Raw genomic sequence first — 17718 nt, forward strand, 5'->3', positions numbered from 1 at the left:
ATCTGCGAGGGGCGCTCCCGCGAGGGGACGCCCCTCGTTTCATTCTCAGACCGCTACCAGAAGACGGTCCTCATCCAACGGCCGACGACCCGAAGCCCGCGCGCGGCCCAGGAGCGGCGTGGACCGGCGATCTTGGCGCGCACGGGAGAGCCCGGCCGCAGCGTCTCTCCGGGGTTCGGGAAGAACGCGAGCGCCACGAAGCGGTCCGGCATTTCGGCGGGCAGCGGCGGCTCCACGCCCGGGATCGTCGTTCCGGGCTGGCCGGCGGTCGCCGGCGCGATGCGCCGCACCGTGCCGTGGATCGCCTCGAGCGGCCGCTGCCGGACGTAGGCGGTCACGTCGGCTCCGACCCGGAGGTCGTCGTGGAGCCGCTCGGAGACCGGGAGAGCCGCCACCAGCTCGCGGCAGTCGCCGACCTCGAGAAGCATCGTCCCTTTCGACACGAAGCGGTGCTCGAGGTCCTCGACGCGGGGCGTGAGGACGCGCCCGGACAGCGGGCTGCGGAGGGAGAGCCTCTGGAGCCGGACGCGCGCGCCGTCCATCGCGACCGCCGCCGAGACCGCCTTGCGCTCGTCCCGGAAGACGTCTCCGGCCTCGCCTTCGGCCCGCGCGGCGCGCGCCGCGCCCGCGGAACGCTCGTGGTCCCCGGCGGACTCGGCCGCCGTCGCGTCCGCGGCCCGGCTCGACATCCGGACGAGGACGTCGCCCTCGCGTACCGCGTCGCTCTCCTTCGCGAGCACCGCCTCGACCCGCCCGTCCTCGGGCGCCTCGACGCGCAGCCGTGCCGCGGGAGCGAGGACGCCGTCGGACGTGAGGGTCTCCCGGCTGAAGGGCACGAGGAGAAGGAGAGCGAGAGCGGCCGCGAGGGCGGCGAGCCGGGGCCGGGCGGCGCGGGACATCAGGAACTCCTTCTTGTCGAGGTAGACGAGGCGCGCCGTCTTGAAGACGAGCCGGACGCGCTTCTTGAAGATGAACGCGAGGGTGGCGACGAGGAGCACGACCGCGAAGTCGGGCAGGACCTTGCGGTACAGGTTGTTCAGAATGCCCGCGATCAGGGACATGACCGTGCCCACGTACGCAAGGGCGAGCGGGCCGTAGATCCAGTAGATGCGGCGCCTCCGCTTCGTCGTGACGGGGAGCTGGACGTCGAGCCTGAGGACGTGCTTCTGGAAGGCGAGGCCGATGTAACGGAAGGACTCTTCGCGCAGGTCGGGCATCTCGAGCACGCTCGTGAGCGCGTGATAGCCGTCGATCTTCACGAGCGGGTTCACGTTGAAGAAGATCGTCGAGATGCCCGTGAAGAGCATCGTCTTGTACGCAATCTCGTGCAGGAGCGTGTCGGGGTAGGACACGACCCAGAGAGCCGTCGCCCCCGCGCACACGAAGCCCTCGACGTAGATCCCGGCGGTATTGACCCAGAGCCGGTGCCACTTGTTCGGGAACAGGAGGGCGTCCGTCGTGTCGCAGTAGAACGCGGGCGTGAAGTACAGGAGCGCGATCCCGATGTCGTGGACCTCGCCGCCGTAGATCTTCACGGCGTAGGCGTGCCCGTACTCGTGGAAAAAGCCGAGGAACGAGAGGATGAAGAAGAAGTGGACCGCGTCGAGGAACGGTTTGTGCAGGAACGCGTAGAGCTCGTACGTCCCCGCGAAGATGGGCTCCCAGTGAAGGACGAAGATGCCGATCGTCCAGAGGACGGCGATCGACCAGGCGACCACGACGGGCGGCGTCCAGATCCACCGGACGTATTTCACGGTCCGCTTGAGGAATTCCTCGGGGTCCAGTACGTGGAAGAGCAGGAAGAACGGGTTGAAGCCCTCGGCCTTCTCCTCGGCCGCCCGCTGCCGCGCCTCCTTGGAGTGAGCGAGGAGCTGGAGGTTTCTCTCGGCCACGGACTGCTCGACGAGCTCGATCTTGCGCAGCATTTCCTCGTACTCGAGGACGAGCGCGACGTCGATCGGGTCGAACGGGTAAAGAGCGTTGTAGTCCCCGGCGATTTCGGGCCGCGTGCGCGTGCCGTCGAACAGCTCGATGAGCCGCCATTCGTTGTCGGCGAAGACGTAGTACTTCGACCGGTCCGGATCCTTGACCATGATCCGGGTCTCGCCCATCTGGACCTGGGGCCTTGCGATGAGGTTCTTCTTGAGCGCGGGCCGGTCCCCGCGCGTGCCGAGCCTCTCGGCGAGGAGCGCGGCGCCCCTCTCTGCGGCCAGCGCGGGCCGCGAAGCGGGCGTGGCGCTCACGGCAGGACCGGCCAGAGCTTGCCGTAGAACCAGCGGGCGGGGCGCCTCAGGACGAGCGTCGCGATGGTGCTCCGCCCGACGCGGACCTTGCCCCGGCCCTGCATGCCCGTCTTGAGGAGACCGTCGGGGTTCTCGACCGCAACCTCGGCCACGACGAACCGCTCCTTGCCTTCCTCGCGCACGAGCGCGCCCACGCGCGTCACGGCGCCGGCGAACGTGCGGCCGGGATACGTGTTGAGCTTGACCTCTGCCGGCTGGCCGGGGTGGAGCCGCGCGGCGTCCTCCTCGGTGATCGCGACCTCGGCGACCATCGTCGTCGTGTCGGCCACGACGCAGAGTTCCGCGCCGCGCGCGAGGCTCTGGCCGACGCGCTCCTGGACCCGTGGCGTCACGATGACGCCCGCAACGGGCGCCACGAGGCGCGTCCGTGCGAAGCGCTCGTCCTCCATGGCGATGCGGGCCGCGAGCTCCTTGCGGTGCGACTCGGCCTCGAACGCGGCCGCCGCGTCGCCGGCCGCGCGGAAGCGCGACACGTCCGCCTCCGCGATGTCGTACGCGGCGCGCGCGGCGGCGGCGGCGGCGGCGTACGACTCGTTCTCGAGCACGGCGACGACCTCGCCCGCCTTCACGGAGTCGCCCTCGAGCTTCAGGACCCGGGCCACGGTGCCGTCCACGCCCGCCGTGACCGAGGCGCGCCGCGCGGGAAGCACGCGCGCGTTCCCCGAGAGGCGGAACCGCCACGGCACGAGAAAGAGCACGACCAGAAGACCGATCGCTCCGAGGCCCCACGTGACACGGCGGGAGCGCGAGACGCCGAGAAGCCTCTTCTTTCTTTCGAGGAAGGGCTGCAGGAAGCCGACGAGGGGCACCTGCCGGTAGAGCTGGGCGTTGCGCACGGCCACGGTGGCCTGATTGATGAGGATCTGGAGGAGGCTGCGCGTCTCCGCGTCGAACTCGAGCCTCTCGGAGCTCTCGAACCCGAGGACGCCGAGCGGCCCCTCCTCGTCCTTGAGGAGGATTCCATAGAACGACTTCAGCCCGCTCTCCGCGAAGAACGCGCGGAACTTCTCGGTCGTCTCGGGCCGGGGGGTCTCGAGCGTCCCGTCCTCGCTCTCGACGACCGAGACGTCGGCGCCGCCGCCGTAGACCCACTCGAGGATCTCGGTGGTCCGTTTCAGATCGGGCCGGCCGCGGTCCAGCTCGAGGATCCCCGAGACCGCGCCGAGCCGCAGGCGGCCCCGGTCCTGGATGCCGATCGCGCACCGGTCGTAGCGGATGAGCGCCGCGGTGGAGTTCACGATCGCGTGCATGACCTTGTCGAGGTCCAGCGTGGACGTGATCTCGCGGCTCACGGTCAGGAGGGCGTCGAGCTCCTCGACCTTCTTCTCGGCCTCGTACTGGCGGGCGTTGTGGAGCGCGCGGACGGCCTGACGGGCGAGGTCGACGAGCAGCTCCTCGTCGCCGTCGCTGAATTCCGGGTTTCGGCCGCGCTTGTTCGCGAGGACGAGGACGCCGACGGGCGCGTCGTCCTCGACGAGGGGCACGGCAAGGAGGGAGCTGACGGGATACGCGGAATCCGCGGTACGAACGGGGTCGTCCTCCGGAAGGGAATTCCGGCGCAGGACTTCGGCGTTCACGAGGACGTCCGCGACGACGGAGGCGCCCACCGACGCCGGCGGGGCGGCGATGTCGTAGTTCGGGTTGACGGCGGTCGCGGCGAGGACGACCTCGCCGCCGTCGCCCTCGAGGAACCAGAGGGAAGCCGCCTCGCAGGCGCAGAAGTCCGCCGCCTTCTGGACGATCAGGCGGTCCAGCTCGGCGAGGTCGATCGTCGAACCGAACGCCTTGGACAGGTCGAAGAGGCTCGTGAGGCGCTCGATGGCCTGCAGCATCCCCGACGCCTTGCGCTCGGCGGCGCGGGCCTTCGCGAGCGCCGGGACGACGGCTTCGAGGAACGGGAGCGTCTTCGCGAGCACGGGCGCCGGGTCTGGAGCCCGGCGGAAGAAGAGGGCGACGACGGCGGCCACGGCGCGGTCCTGCACGACGGGGAGAAGGAGGCAGGCCTCGGCCCCCGACGGCGCCGTCATCAGGAGAGCGTCGTCGGAGCGGGCGAATCGTTCCTTTCCGAGAAGCACGGCCGAACGGTCGCGCAGGAGCTCGTGCAGGAGCCCCCGGTCCCGGGGGGCCGCGCGCCGCAGGGCCTTCGGCGTTCCCTCTCCCCAGGCTCCCGCGCAGACGAATCCCGCCTGCGCGGCGTCGGGAGAAAAGAGCAGCGCCGCGTCGGCCCCCGCGGCGGCAGCCGCGCGCCGCGCCGCGTACGCGGCAATCTGGGTGAATCCTTCGCAGACCGCCAGCTCCGCCAGCGCCGAAGCGTCGGCGGCTCCGCCCGGACCTGGACTCTCCCATCCGCTTGACATGAAACGCTAGAAGCTGGAGACCGCTTTCTCGGGATCCGTGAACGTTTCGAAGACGGAATCCAGCTTCGTCATTTCGAGGAGCTTGCGCATGTGCGGCCCGACCCCGAGCAGCTTCGTCTGCCCGCCCTCGTGCTGCGACGTCGTCAGGGCCCGGACGAGGGCGCCGAGTCCCGTCGAGTCGACGAAGCGCAGGCCCGTGCAGTCGATGAGGAGATGGACTTTCCCTTCCTCGAGCAGGCGCGACACGGTCCTCTTGAAGAGCGTCTCGGAATCGCCGATGCCGAGGTCGCCCTTCAACGTGAGAATCGTCACGCGTCCATCGTCGCGAATGTCGAGATCCATGGGGGTTTGTGGAGAAAGGATCTCAGAAACGCCGGGCTAAAGCTAGCCGGACGCGAGGATGCGGCGCGGGACGTCCGACGCCGCGCGGACCGCGACCTCTTCCGGAAGCCCCGTCGCCGCGAGGTGCCGCACGCAGTCGTCGAGGAGCGCCGTCGAGCCCGCGAGCGCGCCCGCGGCGTTACGCGCCGCGCCGTCCACCACGGCCAGCGTCTCGCCCCAGACGGAGTAGCTCCCGTCCGCGAGGCCCGCGGCCGGCATCGCGTCGCTGATCAGGGCGACGCGCCCGTCGCCCTTGGCGCGGAAGACGAGCTTCAGCATCTCCGCGGAGAGGTGGTGGCCGTCGGCGATGACGTCCACGCTCACGCCGTCCGCGACGAGGCCCCAGCCGATCGGGCCCGCCTCGCGGTGGTGGAGGGGCTTCATCGCGTTGCCGAAGTGCGTCATGTGGCGCGCGCCGGCGGCGCGCGCGGCCTCGAGCGTCGCCACGTCGGCCTCCGTGTGGCCGATCGAGACGACGAAGCCGCGGCGGACGAACTCTTTCACGACCGCGATCCCGCCGGGGATCTCGGGTGCGAGGGTCGTCATCCCGCGCCCCGGGGCCGAGGACGCGATCTCGAAGAAGGCGCCGAGCGCGAGATCGTCGGTCCCGTCGAGGAAGTCTTTCCGGTGAAGGGCGCCGCAGCGCGCGGCGGAGACGAACGGCCCCTCGAAGTGGAGGCCCAGAGGAAGGGCCCCGCGCCCGTCGTCCAGAGACCGCGTCTTCATCCAGGCGGACAGCCGTGCGACGGCGGCCGCCATCTCGGGCAGCGGCAGCGGGACGAGCGTCGGCAGGAAGCCGGAGACGCCGCGGGCCCAGAGCCCCGCAGCGAGACGATCCATTTCGGCGGCGGACGCGGTAAGCACGTCCACGCCGAACGCTCCGTGGATGTGGAGGTCGACGAAGACGGGCGCCGAAGAAGAACTCTTTGGTCCCGAGTTCATCCGCGGCCTTCCTCGGGAGGCTCGCTCAACGCGAGGGCCACGTTCAAATTCTTCTTAGAAAGGTAATCAGCGGCCGCCTCGGCCGAAAGGCCCCATTTCGCCACAATGAGTGCGGAAGGCAGATGCCAATTAACCCTTCTAAGAAATCCCTCGGCGTTCTCTTCGGACGTTGCGGCCAGTTGCGCCACGATCCGGATCGCCCTCTTTCTCAGTTTCTCGTTCGTCGGCTGCATCGCAACCATCTCGCCCTCGTACACGAGGCCGCGTTTCGCCATGACGGCCGTCGAGAGCATGTTCAGCGCGATCTTCTGCGCCGTTCCCGCCTTCAAACGGCTCGACTCGGCGAGGACCTCTCTCCCCGTGTCGAGGAGGATGCCGATCTCCGCCTCTGCGAGGAGCGGCGTTCCGGGCCGGCAGACCACGGAGATGGTCAGCGCGCCACGCGCCTTCGCCTCTTTCAGCGCACCGCGCACGTAGGGTGTCCCTCCGCTCGCCGCGATCCCGACGACGGCGTCCCCTGCGCCGAGCCCGGCGGCGATGAGGTCGCGCGCGCCCGCCTCCGCGTCGTCCTCGGCGCCCTCGACGGCCTCGAACATCGCGCGTCTTCCGCCGGCGAGCAGCGCGACGACGAGCGCGGGGTCCGTCCCGAACGTGGGCGGAAGCTCGGCGGCGTCGAGGGCCCCGAGCCTTCCGCTGGTGCCGGCGCCGGTATAGAACCAGCGGCCGCCCGCGTCGAGCCGCGCCGCGATCGCGTCGGCGGCACGGGCGAGGTCCGGGAGCGCCGCGCCGACGGCCGCCTGCACGCCCGCGTCGGCCGCGTGCATCCGGGCGAGGAGGGCGCCGGTCTCGCTCATGCGCGGGCGCCCGCCCGGGCGCGGGCGAGGCGGATGGCGCCGACCTCGGGCGGGTACGCCGGAGGGCCCACGCGCGCGCCAGGCGCGACGGCGTGAAGCTCCGCCGCGAGCGGCCCGGCGAGAATCTCGCCCGCCGCGAAGACGCCGCCGACGGTGGCCACCGGGAACGACTCGGCCTCGAGGTGGAGCTTTCGGATCACGGTGATCGCCGCGAGGGCGAGCTCCCTGCCGGCCTCGCCGAGGATGCGGCGCGCCTCGCCGTCCCCTCCCTTCGCTGCCGAGAGGACGAGCGGGAAGTACCCGGCGACGTCACCGGCGCCGCCCTCGGAGCGGTAGATCTTCGAGAGGAGCTCCTCGAGGGTGTGAATGCCGCGCTCGGACTCGAAGAGCAGCCTTCGGATTTCCGTCTTCGGGCCGCGGCCGTCCAACTCCCGGACGACCGCCGCGAGGCCCTGCCGCGCGATCGCGTAGCCGGAGCCCTCGTCGCCGAGGAGGGGCCCCCATCCGCCGGCGCGCGCCTCGGCGCCGTCCTTGCCGCGGCCGAAAGCGATCGCGCCCGTCCCCGCGATCAGGACGACGCCCGGCCCGTCGGGGTCGCCCGGGGCGGCGCCCGCGAGCGCGATGCGCGCGTCCGTCGTCACGAAGACGCGGCCCGCCCCGAAGTGCTCCTCGAGGGCGGACGTGAGCGGTTTCACGAGCCCCGCCGACTCCACGCCCGCGAGGCCGACGCCGACCCGCTCGGCGCGTCCCACCGACACGACGGCCGAGACCGCGGCGTCGCCGGCGGCCTCGAGGATCGTCTCGACGACGAGGGGAAGCGGCCGCGTCGCCGCGTTCGCGGGGCCCGATCCGCCTCGCCCCATCGGGACGAGATCCTCGCCCGCCACCACCGCGCGGGTACGCGTGCCGCCCCCGTCGACGCCGATCCAGAACGCGGGCATGCCGCCAGCTTAGCAAGGCGGGGGAGGTAACCTCCTCCCTGATGAAGCGCCTGTTTCTCCTGCTTGCCGCAACGCTCGCCGCGAAGGCGGCCGTGCTCGCGCAGATCGGGAGCCACCCTCTCCTCCAGCCACTCGGCGACATCGACAGCGGCGTGTACGCGCGCCTCGCAAAGCGGATCGCGGGCGGCGACGTCCTCCTACGCGGCGAGGGCGCCGTGCCCTACTTCGTGAGCCCGCTTTACGCGTATGTCCTCTCGGCGACGGGGCCGTCGTTCCCGCTCGCCCGCGTCGCCCAGATCCTCCTCGGCACCGCGGCCGTCGCCCTCGTTTTCCTCACGGCGCGCCGGCTCTTCGGCGAGAACGCCGCGCTCGCCGCCGGGGTCCTCTACGCCCTCACGGGCGTCGTGACGTTCCACGAGGTGCTGATCCTGCAGGCGGCGATCGACCCGTTCCTCACGGCCCTGTTCCTGTACCTGCTGGCTCGTGCGCTCACGGAAGAGGGAGAGGAAGAGAAGATTTCTTTGAAGGTGAAGAGGGGAGAGGCGCGGGGAGGCGCCTCCGCAAGGTGGGGAGCGTTCGCGTTCGCGGCTGCGGGTGCAGCGGGCGGGCTCCTCGCGCTCAACCGGCCGAACGCCCTGGTATGCGTCGCTGCGATCGCCATGGCTCTTCTCCTCTTCACCTTCAAAGAGAATCTTCTTCGAAGGGTGTGGATCGCTGCGGCATTCGTCGCTGGCGCAGCCGTGACGATCGCGCCTTTCACTCTCAGAAATCTTCTCGTCTCGCACGAATTCGTCCTCATCTCGTCGCACGGCGGGCTGAACTTCCTCGTCGGGAACGGGCCGGGAGCCACGGGCGTCTATCGCGAGATCCCCGGGATCACGCCCGACATCGGCGGGCAGGCGGCCGACACGAGGCGCGTGGCGGAGGCAGAGGAGGGCCGGGCGCTCTCGACGCGCGAGGTCTCGGCGCACTTCGCGAAGATGGCGTGGACCTGGATCCGGGAGAACCCCGGGGCCGCTTCTTCTCTCTTTCTAAGAAAGATTCGTCTTCTTCTCTCCGGCGACGAAGCCCCGCTCAACTTCAGCTTCCCGTGGTACCGCGAGAAGAGCCTCGCGCTGAAGCTGCTGTGCGTCGGGCCCGGCCTCCTCGTGCCGCTCGCGGGCGCGGGGCTCGTCTTCGGCCTCCTCGGCGCCGCGGGCGCCGCGAGCGAGCGGCGAGCGGCTCTGCTCGTGTGGGCGGCGTTCATTCCGGCGTACGTCTTCGCCGTCGCGGCGTTCTTCGTCGCGACGCGGTACCGTCTCCCTCTGCTCGTTGCAATCGCCCCGCTCGCGGGCGCCGCCGTGACGCGGCTCGGCGCGGCGTGGCACGCGAAGGGCGCGCGCCTCGCGGTCGCCGGAGCCGTGGCCGCGTCCCTTGCGGCCGTCTCTCTCTGGCCGACCGGCCTCTGGGACGGCGCCCAGGACGAGGAGATGTACCTCGTCCTCTGGGAGATCGAACGGGGCGACGCGGGCGCCATGCGGCACGCGGAGGCGGCCGTGGCGAGTCACCCCGAACCGGGGCGCTTCTGGCTTCGTGTGGGCCGGTCGTTCGAGGACGCGGGGAAGAGAGAGGAGGCCATCGCGGCAGTCTCGAAGTCGCACGAGATCGCCCCGGGCCCGGGCTCCGCCAGGATTCTAGCGTCCCTGCTGGAGAAGCGCGGCCTCGCGCGCGCGCTGGCCGGAGACGGGCCGGGCGCCCGCCCCGATCTCGAAGAGGTCGTCCGGCTGGACGCGGCGAGCGCGGCCGCCCGGGTGAACCTCGCGGTGGTCCTCGCCCAGGCGGGGGAGATGGACCGCGCCCGCTCTCTCGTGCGGGAGGCGCTCGCCCTCGACCCCGGCTACGAGAAGGCCCGCGCTCTCCTCGCCGCGCTCGACCGGATGAAATGAAACGGCCCGGCGTTTCCGCCGGGCCGTCTGGGAAAACCGGGTTGAGAGGCGCGTTCTAGAAGTCGAGGCGCGCGGTGACCGTGAACCGGCGGGGCGACGCCCAGCTGGTCGCGTTGCCGAAGTTCGCGTTCGGCTGGTTGGTCTGCTGCCAGCCGAGGTTCCCGGCTGGGTTGCCGTCCACGTACCCGTCGTTGTACTTGATCGAGTTGACGCTGATGACCGTCTGCGTGTCGAAGACGTTCGCGACGCGCGCCTCGATGCGGGCGGCCATGTTGCCCCCGAACTTCAGGTTGTAGGCGAGGAGCAGGTCGACGGTCGTCCACGTCGGGAGGCGGTTCGTGCCGGCCTGCTCGAGGTAGCGGCCGGACGTCGTCGACGGGGTGCCTCCACGGGCCTCCCACGGGGTTCCGCTCTGGACGCGGAGGAAGCCGCCGACGACGAAGCCGAGCGGCAGGTCGTACGAGCCCATCAGCTTGAAGATGATCGGGCGGTCCTGTCCGAGATGGCCGTACCGGTTCGGGTCGGCGCTGTTCCAGCCCGGCTCGTCCTCCATGAACGAAGACGTGTTGAAGACGCCGGTCGTGTAGTCCTCGTCCCAGTTGCCGTAGAGCCTGCTGAACGTGATGTTCATGTCCGCGTACCAGCAGTTCGCGTACCGCTTCTGGATGTCGAGGGTGAGGGCGTCGTACGTACGGCGCGCGTTGAAGAAGTTCTTCGCCTGGAAGGAGCCGAAGTAGTTGTTCACGTCGATCGGCACGTCTTCGAAGGCGTTCCTCAGGTTGCGGTACTGGTAGTAGACGTCGAAGGTGAGGTCCTTCGTCGCGGCCGCGGAGTAGCCGACCGAGAACTCTTCGCTGTACGGGGGCTTGAGGTCGGGCGGGATGACCTTGCCGCCGGACGAGCCGCGGTACTGCGAACCGAGGAAGACGCCCGTCGTCCCGTTGAAGTAGGCCTGGTCCTGACGGATGCGGTAGGGAGCGAACGAGCGAGCCGTGGACTTCAGATCGAGGCCCGCGTACTGGCCGTACGTGGCGTAGAACTTGTCGCTGGAAAGCAGGTTCGGGTTCCAGGTGATGCCGAGGCGCGGCTGGATCTGCTGGCTCCAGTCGAACGTCATGAAGTTGAACCGCGTGTCTTCCGTGAGCGCGGGCGTCCCGGTCGGTCCGCACACGTTGCCGGCCTTGCAGAGCTGGGCGAAGTCGTCCTTGTTGACGAGAACGCCGAGGTAGATCGTGAGGTTCTTCATCGAGATCGTGTCCTGGAGGAACGCCGAGTACGTCCGCGCCCGCGAGTACTGGACGGGCTGGGACGTGTAGTACCGGGCGCGAACCGTGCCGGACACGGACGTGCCGCACACCGACGCCGGGCACGTCTGGCCGGTGGCCCAGATGCCCCATCCGTTCGTCGCGCGCACGGTGTCGTTCTCGGCCGCTTCGTAACCGCCGCCGAGCTTGAACGCGTGCTGGCTCGAGCCCGCGTCGAAGTACTGCGTGAGCGCGGCCTTGAGTTCGGTGCGCTTGTACTTCTCCCCGGTCTCGGCGAACTCGGGCACGCCCACGTTGCCGCCGTTGCGGGCCGGGTCGCCGTACGCGCCGTACGCGCCGAGGTTCTTGGGGTTGATGACGGCGGGCTGGAACGGCGCGAGCACCGTCTGCGCCGCCGAGGTGTCGTTCTCCTCGAGGTAGACGCCCTTCGCCTCGACGATCGTGTTCTTCGACAGGAACCAGTCGACCGAGAGGTTGCCGATGTAGTTCGTCGTGTCGGCGCCCTGAGCGGCGGTCGCCAGGTCGTAGATCGAGTTGAACTGGTCGGTGGACTTCGCCGGGAGAGCGCGGAAGCCTGCGTTGACGAGAAGGGACTGGCCGCCGAAGTAGGTCAGCTTCCCGAAGTAGTCGCCGTTGTGCGACTTCGAGTCGGGCTGCGTCGTCGTGACGCCGCCGAGCGTGGCCGACTGGCCGGTGGTCTTGGCGTCGTAGTAGGCGCCGGAGACGTAGCCGAACAGCGTGTCCTTGATGATCGGGAACCCGACGTTCGCCTGGGCGTTGATGAGGTCCGTGTCGGACTGGGTGTCGAACTGCCGGCTCGCCTGGAAATCGGACGGCGAGTAGTTCACCTGGACGGAGCCCGCGATCTGGTTCGTTCCCGACTTCGTGACGACGTTGATCATCGCGCCCGACGTCCGGCCGAACTCGGCCGTGATGCCGGCCTTCTTGACGTTGAAGTCCGCGATGTCGAGCTGGTTCGTGTCGACGCCGAGGGCGCCGTAGCCCGGGTTCGTCACGTTGACGCCGTCGAGGAGGTACTTGTTGTCCTGGCGCGTGCCGCCGGACATGGAGACGTAGCCGATTCCGCTCGTGTCGGTGGCGGCGCCGGGGATGATCTTGATGACGCCCTGGTAGGTCCGCGAGAGCGGGAGGTCCTTGAGGGTGTTGTCGGTGTAGTTGAAGTTGACTCTCGGACGACTTCTTGTCGATCTCGGCGATCGAGCCGGTCACGACGACCTCAGCCTTCGCGGCCGATACGAGCGTGAGCGTGACCTGCGCGTCGTTGTCGACGAAGACCTTGACCGACTGTTTCGCCGATCCGAGGCCCTTGAGGTCGGCCGAAACGACGTAGTCGCCCGGCAGCAGGACCCCGAACTTGAACGCGCCGTTCGCATTCGAGACGGTCGTGTAGGGCGCCTGCGCGCCGGTGATTTTCACCGTGGCGCCGGGGACCGCAAGGCCGCTGCCGTCCTTGACGAAACCAGAGACGGAGCCGGTCTCACCGGCCCACGCCGCCGTCGCAAGGACGGTGACGAGGAGCACGAGACAGATTCGCGAGATCAACCGCATTTCAAGAACCTCCTCCAAATAAAGGTAAGCGTGCAAATGGATTCTTACCACGATTCTAACGCGTGATCGGCGTCAAACTTCGCGGCGTCCAAACGATTGGATCAGCGACTCAGGCGGTCTTACGCCCCACTGTCAGGTAGTACACCGGGATGCCCGCCGCGACGACGCCGAGGACGGCGAGCGTCGACCACCGGCTCTCGGGCTGGACGATCGCGTTGCCGAGGAGGTAGAGGACGGACGCGAGGAAGACGAGCGGCAGCACGGGGTAGAGCGGCACGCGGAAGGTGGGCGCGTAGCCGGGCTTCTTTCGGAGCCGGAAGATCGACGCGACGGCGAGCGCGTAGAACGGCAGGAACGCCGTGACGAACGCGTCCGCGAGCTGCTCGAAGTTGCGGAGGAGAACGAAGACGATCCCGAGGCCCGCCGTCATCGAGATCGAAATCCACGGCGTGCCGAAGCGCGGGTGAATGGACGCGACCGGTGCGAAGAAGAGGCGGTCGGCCGCCATCGCGAAAAAGACGCGCGGGCTCGTGAAGAGGACCGTGTTCAGCGTCCCGAACGTGGACACCATGACCGTGACGGACACGAACGCGGCGCCCGCCGACCCGAGGACGATCTGCGCGACGTCGGCCGCGACGAGCTTCGAGACGCGGATCTTCTCGATCGGGAGGACCGCGAGGTACGCGACGTTCGCCGCGAGGTAGATCGCGACGACGAGGAGAGTCCCGCCGATGAGCGCGCGCGGGAGGTTCCGCTGCGGGTCCTTCACCTCGCCCGCGTTGTAGGCCAGGTCGGCCCAGCCGTCGAACGCCCAGAGCGTCGAGACGAGCGCGAGGCCGAACGCCGCGGCGTGGAAGCTCCCGGCTGGCACGGCGGGCGTGAAGTAGCCGCCCGTCTTCGGGAGCCCGATGAAGAGCGCGACGAGGACGATGAAAACGAGGCCGCCGTACTTCGCGATCACCGTCACGTTGCTCACGTTCGCCGCGAAGCGGACGCCCACGATGTTGAAGCACGCCGTGAGCGCGATCGCGAACGCGGCGAGCCAGCGCACGGCCATGACCTTGTCCGGCGCCTGCGGGTTCTGGCCCGTGACGCGGAAGAAGTACTCGGAGAACGTGATCGCGATGGCGCCGAGGGACGCCGCGCGGATCATCGAGAACTGGCCCCACCCGAACAGGAAGCCGGCGAGGCGGCCCCAGCCGTCGCGGCAGAAGACGTACATGCCGCCCGTCTGGGGAAGCGCGCTCGCGACTTCCGCCAGCGTGAGCGCGCCGCAGAGCGCGAAGACACCGCCGGCGGCCCACACGGCGAGCATCGGGAGCGGGCCGGGCAGCTTGTCCGCGATGCCCGCGGGCGAGCGGAAGATCCCGGAGCCGATCGTCGAGCCGATCACGACGGCGACGGCGCTCCAGAGTCCGATGCGGCGCTCCAGAGCCTGGACGGGGCGGCCGGGAATGTCGGGCATCCGGAGATGTTACGTCGGAACGATCAGCGCCCGCGCGCAGCCGCGCCGAAGAGGAAGCCCGCGAGCGTCTCGGCCGCATAGAGGCCCGGAAGGACCTGCACGGCTTCGCCCACGGAGGTCCGGTTGAACACGAGCCAGAGCCAGAGCAGCGTCCCGGCGCCGACGATCGCGCCGCGCGCGGCCTCGAACGGGTTCGACGCGAGGCGCGTTGCAGCGCCCACGAGGAGCAGGATGCCGGTGAGAAAGAGGGCGCCGGCGGGGTAGAGCGCGAGGATGAGCGCGGGCTTTGGCCATTCGCCGCGCGCGACCTCGCCGGGCGCGACGGCCGCGAGAAGAGGCAGGAAGACCCAGAGGACGGCGAGCATGCTCTTTGCGAGGCCCGAGAGCAGCCGCGTCCCGCGGCGAACGGCGGGCGTTCTTCCGCGGCGGGCGGCCTTGAGATCCTTCGCGGCGCTCGCGGTGAGGCCGGTCTGCTGCGCGAGGCGCGACGGGTCGAGGAGGTCGGCGATGGAGAGGCGCAGGCACAGCAAGCCCCACAGCGCCGCGGGCCCGAGGACGCGGCCGTCGCGGGCGTAAGCGACGGCTGCCGCGGCGAGGAGCGCGATGCCGGCGACCTCGAGGAGCCAGCGCGTCGCTTCGAGAAAGCGCGAGGCCGCGCTTTCCCGTCTCCATCGCGCAAGGGCGCGGTGGACGAGCCCGGCGGCGAACGTCCCCGCGAGGACCGCGCCGCCGAACGGGCGCGCGTGCCCGGCCGGGACGAGCCGCGCAGCGAGGAGCGGGAGCAGGCACGCCGCGAGGAGCGTCACGACGCGGAACGCGGCCACGCGCCGGTCGGACCCGGCCGCGAGCGACGAATAGAAGAGGAGCACCGCGGCGCCGAGGAGCGCCAGCGCCCACGCGACGCGGGGCGCGAATGGCATGGCGGCCGGGAAGAACGGAAGCGTTGCGAGCTTCACTCCCGCACCCGTCCGGTCGAGGACGAGGAGGAAGAAGTCGAACGCGCGGGCGAAGAGGGTCGTCAAGGAATCCGACGATACCGGGAAGCGACTCGGGTCACTCGCCCGAAGGCACACCTTCGGCGCGGCCTCGTCTTGACGACCTTAACGGGCTCCGTTATTATCGCCCGGTGATCCGGAGTTTCCGTGACCGGGAGACGGAACGCCTCTTTCAGAGGACCCGGTCCCGGCGGCTTCCTCCGGAACTCCAGAGAACCGCTCTTAGAAAGCTCATCGTGCTGGACGCCGCCGAATCCCTTGAAGACCTCAGAATTCCGCCCGGGAACCGTCTCGAGTCCTTGAAGGGCAAACGCTCCGGGCAGCACAGCATCCGCATCAATGATCAGTGGCGGATCTGCTTTCTCTGGCGTACCGGAGATTGCTTCGACGTCGAGATCGTCGACTATCACTAGGAGAGAGCTCATGCCTTCATCCAGATTGTCCGCCGTTCATCCCGGAGAAGTCCTGCTGGCGGAGTTCCTGGAGCCCTTCGGCTTGTCTCAATACCGGCTCGCGAAGGAGACACGGGTGCCGCCCCGCCGGATCAACGAAATCGTCCTTGGAAAGAGAGGAATCACTGCGGATACGGCCCTCCGGCTTGCCCGCTTCTTTGGAACGTCGGAACGCTTCTGGCTGAACCTGCAGGTGCGCTACGACCTCGAGGTGGAGCGAGACCACCTGGGGAATCGATTGAAGCGAGAAGTTTCCGTCCTGAAGAAGGCGGGCTGAGTCTCCCCCTCATGGCCACCACATACACCGCCCGCGACATCACCGTCCTCGAAGGCCTCGACCCGGTTCGCAAGCGCCCTGGCATGTACATCGGGGGCGTCGACACGCGGGGCCTCCACCACCTCGTCAACGAGATCGTCGACAACGCGATCGACGAGGTCATCAACGGCTACGCGACCCGGCTCGACGTGACGCTCTTTTCCGACGGCAAGGAGATCGAGGTCACGGACAACGGGCGGGGCATCCCGGTGGACATCCACCCGAAGTACAAGAAGAGCGCCCTCGAGCTGATCCTCACGACGCTCCACGCGGGCGGCAAGTTCGAGCACGGGAACTACCTGCACTCGGGCGGCCTGCACGGCGTCGGCTCGTCGGTCGTCTGCGCGCTCTCGTCGGAGATGACCGTCACGGTGAAGCGCGACGGACACACGTGGCAGCAAACGTACGCGAAGGGCAAGGCGACCTCGAAGGTCGCGAAGATCTCGGGCGGCGAGAAGGTGCGCGGTTCGGGCACGACGGTGCGCTTCCGGCCTGACACCGAAATCTTCGGAAAGCTCGCGTTCGACGCGGCGGAGATCCGCGAGCGCCTCGAGGCCAAGACGTACCTGCATCGCGGCCTCCGCGTCGTCTTCACGGACGAGACGCAGAGGCCTCCGGTGCGCGAAGAGCTCGCGCACGAGGGCGGGCTCGCGGACTGGCTGACGCACGTCGTGGCGCAGCGCGGCAAGGCCGCCACGCACGCGGGCGCGTTCCTCCTCGAGCGGCCGGAAGACCCGCGCCTCGAGCTCGCGCTCGTCTGGACCGAGGCGACGGACGAGCACGTCCGGTCGTTCGTGAACGGCGTCTCGACGCCGTCCGGGGGCACGCACGAGAACGGGCTCAGATCCGGCATCACGAAGGCCGTCCGCAACTACGTCGAGACGCACGAGCTCCTGCCGAAGGGCGTCACCGTGACGGCCGAGGACATCCGCGAAGGCATCGTCGTGCTGCTCTCGGCCTACGTTCTCGAGCCCCAGTTCCAGGGCCAGACGAAGGACCGCCTCAACAACCCCGAGATGGCCGCGGCCGTGGACGGCGCCGTGCGCCCCGCGCTCGAGAAGTGGCTGAACGAAAACCCGACGATCGCCGAGCAGATCGTCGGACGCATCGTCCTCGCGGCGCGGGCGCGCGAGGCGAGCCGGGCCGCTCAACAGGTCGCGCGCAAGACGGCCGTCTCGCACCGGCTCAACCTGCCGGGAAAGCTCGCGGACTGCTCCTCGACGGATCCCGGATCGTCCGAGCTCTTCATCGTCGAGGGCGACTCGGCCGGCGGCTCGGCCAAGCAGGGCCGCGACCGGCGCACGCAGGCGATCCTGCCGCTGCGCGGCAAGGTCCTGAACGCCGAGCAGGCGAACGCCGCGAAGGTGACGGGCAACCGCGAGCTGTCGGACATCGTCTCGGCGCTCGGCTGCGGCGTCGGCGCGGACTTCGACATCGAGAAGCTGCGCTACGGAAAGATCTTCCTGCTCATGGACGCCGACGCGGACGGCCACCACATCTCGACGCTGCTCCTGACGTTTTTCTGGCGGCACCTGCCGAAGCTCGTCGAGCGCGGGCACGTCTACCTCGCGCAACCGCCGCTCTACCGCATCGACGCGGCGCGGGAGACGCACTGGGCGCTCGACGAGCGCGAGCGCGACGCGATCCTCGCAAAGCTCCCGAAGAACGTGAAACCCGAGATCATGCGCTTCAAGGGCCTCGGCGAGATGATGCCCGAGCAGCTCAAGGCGACGACGCTCGACCCGCAGCGGCGGCGCGCGCTCAAGGTCACCGTGCCGAGCGTCCTCGAGGCCGAGAAGGCGCTCGGCGAGCTCATGGGCAAAGACGCCTCGCTGCGCTACAAGTTCATCATGGAGCGCGCGCGGGAAGCCGACGACCTCGACGTCTGACAGGCGCCCGCCGGGTCGGCGCTTGCGGCTTTGGCGGTCCGCGGGCGCTTTGAGAGAGAATCAG

At 69.4% G+C, this 17718-nt stretch carries 13 protein-coding genes; 4 read left to right on the forward strand and 9 right to left on the reverse strand.

Features of this window, described 5'->3' with window-relative positions:
- Positions 1-53: 53 nt before the first annotated feature.
- The 6 genes from IPL89_05150 to IPL89_05175 form a co-directional block, all read right to left on the reverse strand.
- Positions 54-2243, reverse strand: coding sequence for an HlyD family efflux transporter periplasmic adaptor subunit (locus IPL89_05150; GenBank protein MBK9062566.1), 2190 nt, complete (start codon positions 2241-2243; stop codon positions 54-56).
- Positions 2240-4660, reverse strand: coding sequence for a GAF domain-containing protein (locus IPL89_05155; GenBank protein MBK9062567.1), 2421 nt, complete (start codon positions 4658-4660; stop codon positions 2240-2242). The genes IPL89_05150 and IPL89_05155 overlap by 4 nt, the downstream gene beginning before the upstream one ends.
- Positions 4661-4666: 6 nt before the next feature.
- Positions 4667-4972 (reverse strand): STAS domain-containing protein, encoded by a 306-nt coding sequence (locus tag IPL89_05160; GenBank protein ID MBK9062568.1) that lies wholly within the window; start codon positions 4970-4972, stop codon positions 4667-4669.
- Positions 4973-5044: 72 nt separating this feature from the next.
- The gene (locus tag IPL89_05165; protein ID MBK9062569.1) at positions 5045-5983 is read right to left on the reverse strand and encodes an amidohydrolase family protein; all 939 of its coding nucleotides are present in this window, start codon (positions 5981-5983) and stop codon (positions 5045-5047) included.
- Entirely contained in the window at positions 5980-6837 is an 858-nt protein-coding gene (locus IPL89_05170; protein MBK9062570.1) for an N-acetylmuramic acid 6-phosphate etherase, read from the reverse strand. Before IPL89_05170 ends, IPL89_05165 begins: the two co-directional genes overlap by 4 nt.
- On the reverse strand, positions 6834-7778 hold the full coding sequence (locus IPL89_05175) for a hypothetical protein (GenBank protein MBK9062571.1): 945 nt from the start codon (positions 7776-7778) through the stop codon (positions 6834-6836). The genes IPL89_05170 and IPL89_05175 overlap by 4 nt, the downstream gene beginning before the upstream one ends.
- 41 nt (positions 7779-7819) lie before the next feature.
- On the opposite strand from IPL89_05175, the gene IPL89_05180 reads away from it, so the two are divergent.
- Positions 7820-9703 (forward strand): glycosyltransferase family 39 protein, encoded by a 1884-nt coding sequence (locus tag IPL89_05180; protein MBK9062572.1) that lies wholly within the window; start codon positions 7820-7822, stop codon positions 9701-9703.
- Here the strand turns inward: IPL89_05180 and IPL89_05185 are convergent.
- The 3 genes from IPL89_05185 to IPL89_05195 form a co-directional block, all read right to left on the reverse strand.
- The gene (locus IPL89_05185) at positions 9655-12537 is read right to left on the reverse strand and encodes a carboxypeptidase regulatory-like domain-containing protein (protein ID MBK9062573.1); all 2883 of its coding nucleotides are present in this window, start codon (positions 12535-12537) and stop codon (positions 9655-9657) included. The genes IPL89_05180 and IPL89_05185 overlap by 49 nt on opposite strands.
- A 109-nt stretch (positions 12538-12646) precedes the next feature.
- Entirely contained in the window at positions 12647-14002 is a 1356-nt protein-coding gene (locus IPL89_05190; GenBank protein MBK9062574.1) for an amino acid permease, read from the reverse strand.
- A gap of 23 nt (positions 14003-14025) precedes the next feature.
- Entirely contained in the window at positions 14026-15024 is a 999-nt protein-coding gene (locus tag IPL89_05195) for a hypothetical protein (protein MBK9062575.1), read from the reverse strand.
- A 104-nt stretch (positions 15025-15128) separates the two neighbouring features.
- On the opposite strand from IPL89_05195, the gene IPL89_05200 reads away from it, so the two are divergent.
- The 3 genes from IPL89_05200 to IPL89_05210 are packed head-to-tail and all read left to right on the forward strand — an operon-like array spanning position 15129 to position 17654.
- Positions 15129-15410: a type II toxin-antitoxin system RelE/ParE family toxin gene (locus IPL89_05200; GenBank protein ID MBK9062576.1), complete on the forward strand. Its 282-nt coding sequence runs from the start codon at positions 15129-15131 to the stop codon at positions 15408-15410.
- Positions 15411-15420: 10 nt separating this feature from the next.
- Positions 15421-15726: a HigA family addiction module antidote protein gene (locus IPL89_05205; GenBank protein ID MBK9062577.1), complete on the forward strand. Its 306-nt coding sequence runs from the start codon at positions 15421-15423 to the stop codon at positions 15724-15726.
- 11 nt (positions 15727-15737) lie between these two features.
- Positions 15738-17654: a type IIA DNA topoisomerase subunit B gene (locus tag IPL89_05210; GenBank protein MBK9062578.1), complete on the forward strand. Its 1917-nt coding sequence runs from the start codon at positions 15738-15740 to the stop codon at positions 17652-17654.
- Positions 17655-17718: the final 64 nt, after the last annotated feature.

The sequence above is a fragment of the Acidobacteriota bacterium genome, from assembly GCA_016716715.1.
Lineage (GTDB): Bacteria > Acidobacteriota > Thermoanaerobaculia > UBA5066 > UBA5066 > Fen-183.

Bases quoted from the DNA above. Each gene is read 5' to 3' on its own strand.
- IPL89_05155 (MBK9062567.1), bottom strand. From the start codon at position 4,660: ATGTCAAGCGGATGGGAGAGTCCAGGTCCGGGCGGAGCCGCCGACGCT.
- IPL89_05165 (MBK9062569.1), bottom strand. From the start codon at position 5,983: ATGAACTCGGGACCAAAGAGTTCTTCTTCGGCGCCCGTCTTCGTCGAC.
- IPL89_05170 (MBK9062570.1), bottom strand. From the start codon at position 6,837: ATGAGCGAGACCGGCGCCCTCCTCGCCCGGATGCACGCGGCCGACGCG.
- IPL89_05175 (MBK9062571.1), bottom strand. From the start codon at position 7,778: ATGCCCGCGTTCTGGATCGGCGTCGACGGGGGCGGCACGCGTACCCGC.
- IPL89_05180 (MBK9062572.1), top strand. From the start codon at position 7,820: ATGAAGCGCCTGTTTCTCCTGCTTGCCGCAACGCTCGCCGCGAAGGCG.
- IPL89_05185 (MBK9062573.1), bottom strand. From the start codon at position 12,537: ATGCGGTTGATCTCGCGAATCTGTCTCGTGCTCCTCGTCACCGTCCTT.
- IPL89_05190 (MBK9062574.1), bottom strand. From the start codon at position 14,002: ATGCCCGACATTCCCGGCCGCCCCGTCCAGGCTCTGGAGCGCCGCATC.
- IPL89_05205 (MBK9062577.1), top strand. From the start codon at position 15,421: ATGCCTTCATCCAGATTGTCCGCCGTTCATCCCGGAGAAGTCCTGCTG.
- IPL89_05210 (MBK9062578.1), top strand. From the start codon at position 15,738: ATGGCCACCACATACACCGCCCGCGACATCACCGTCCTCGAAGGCCTC.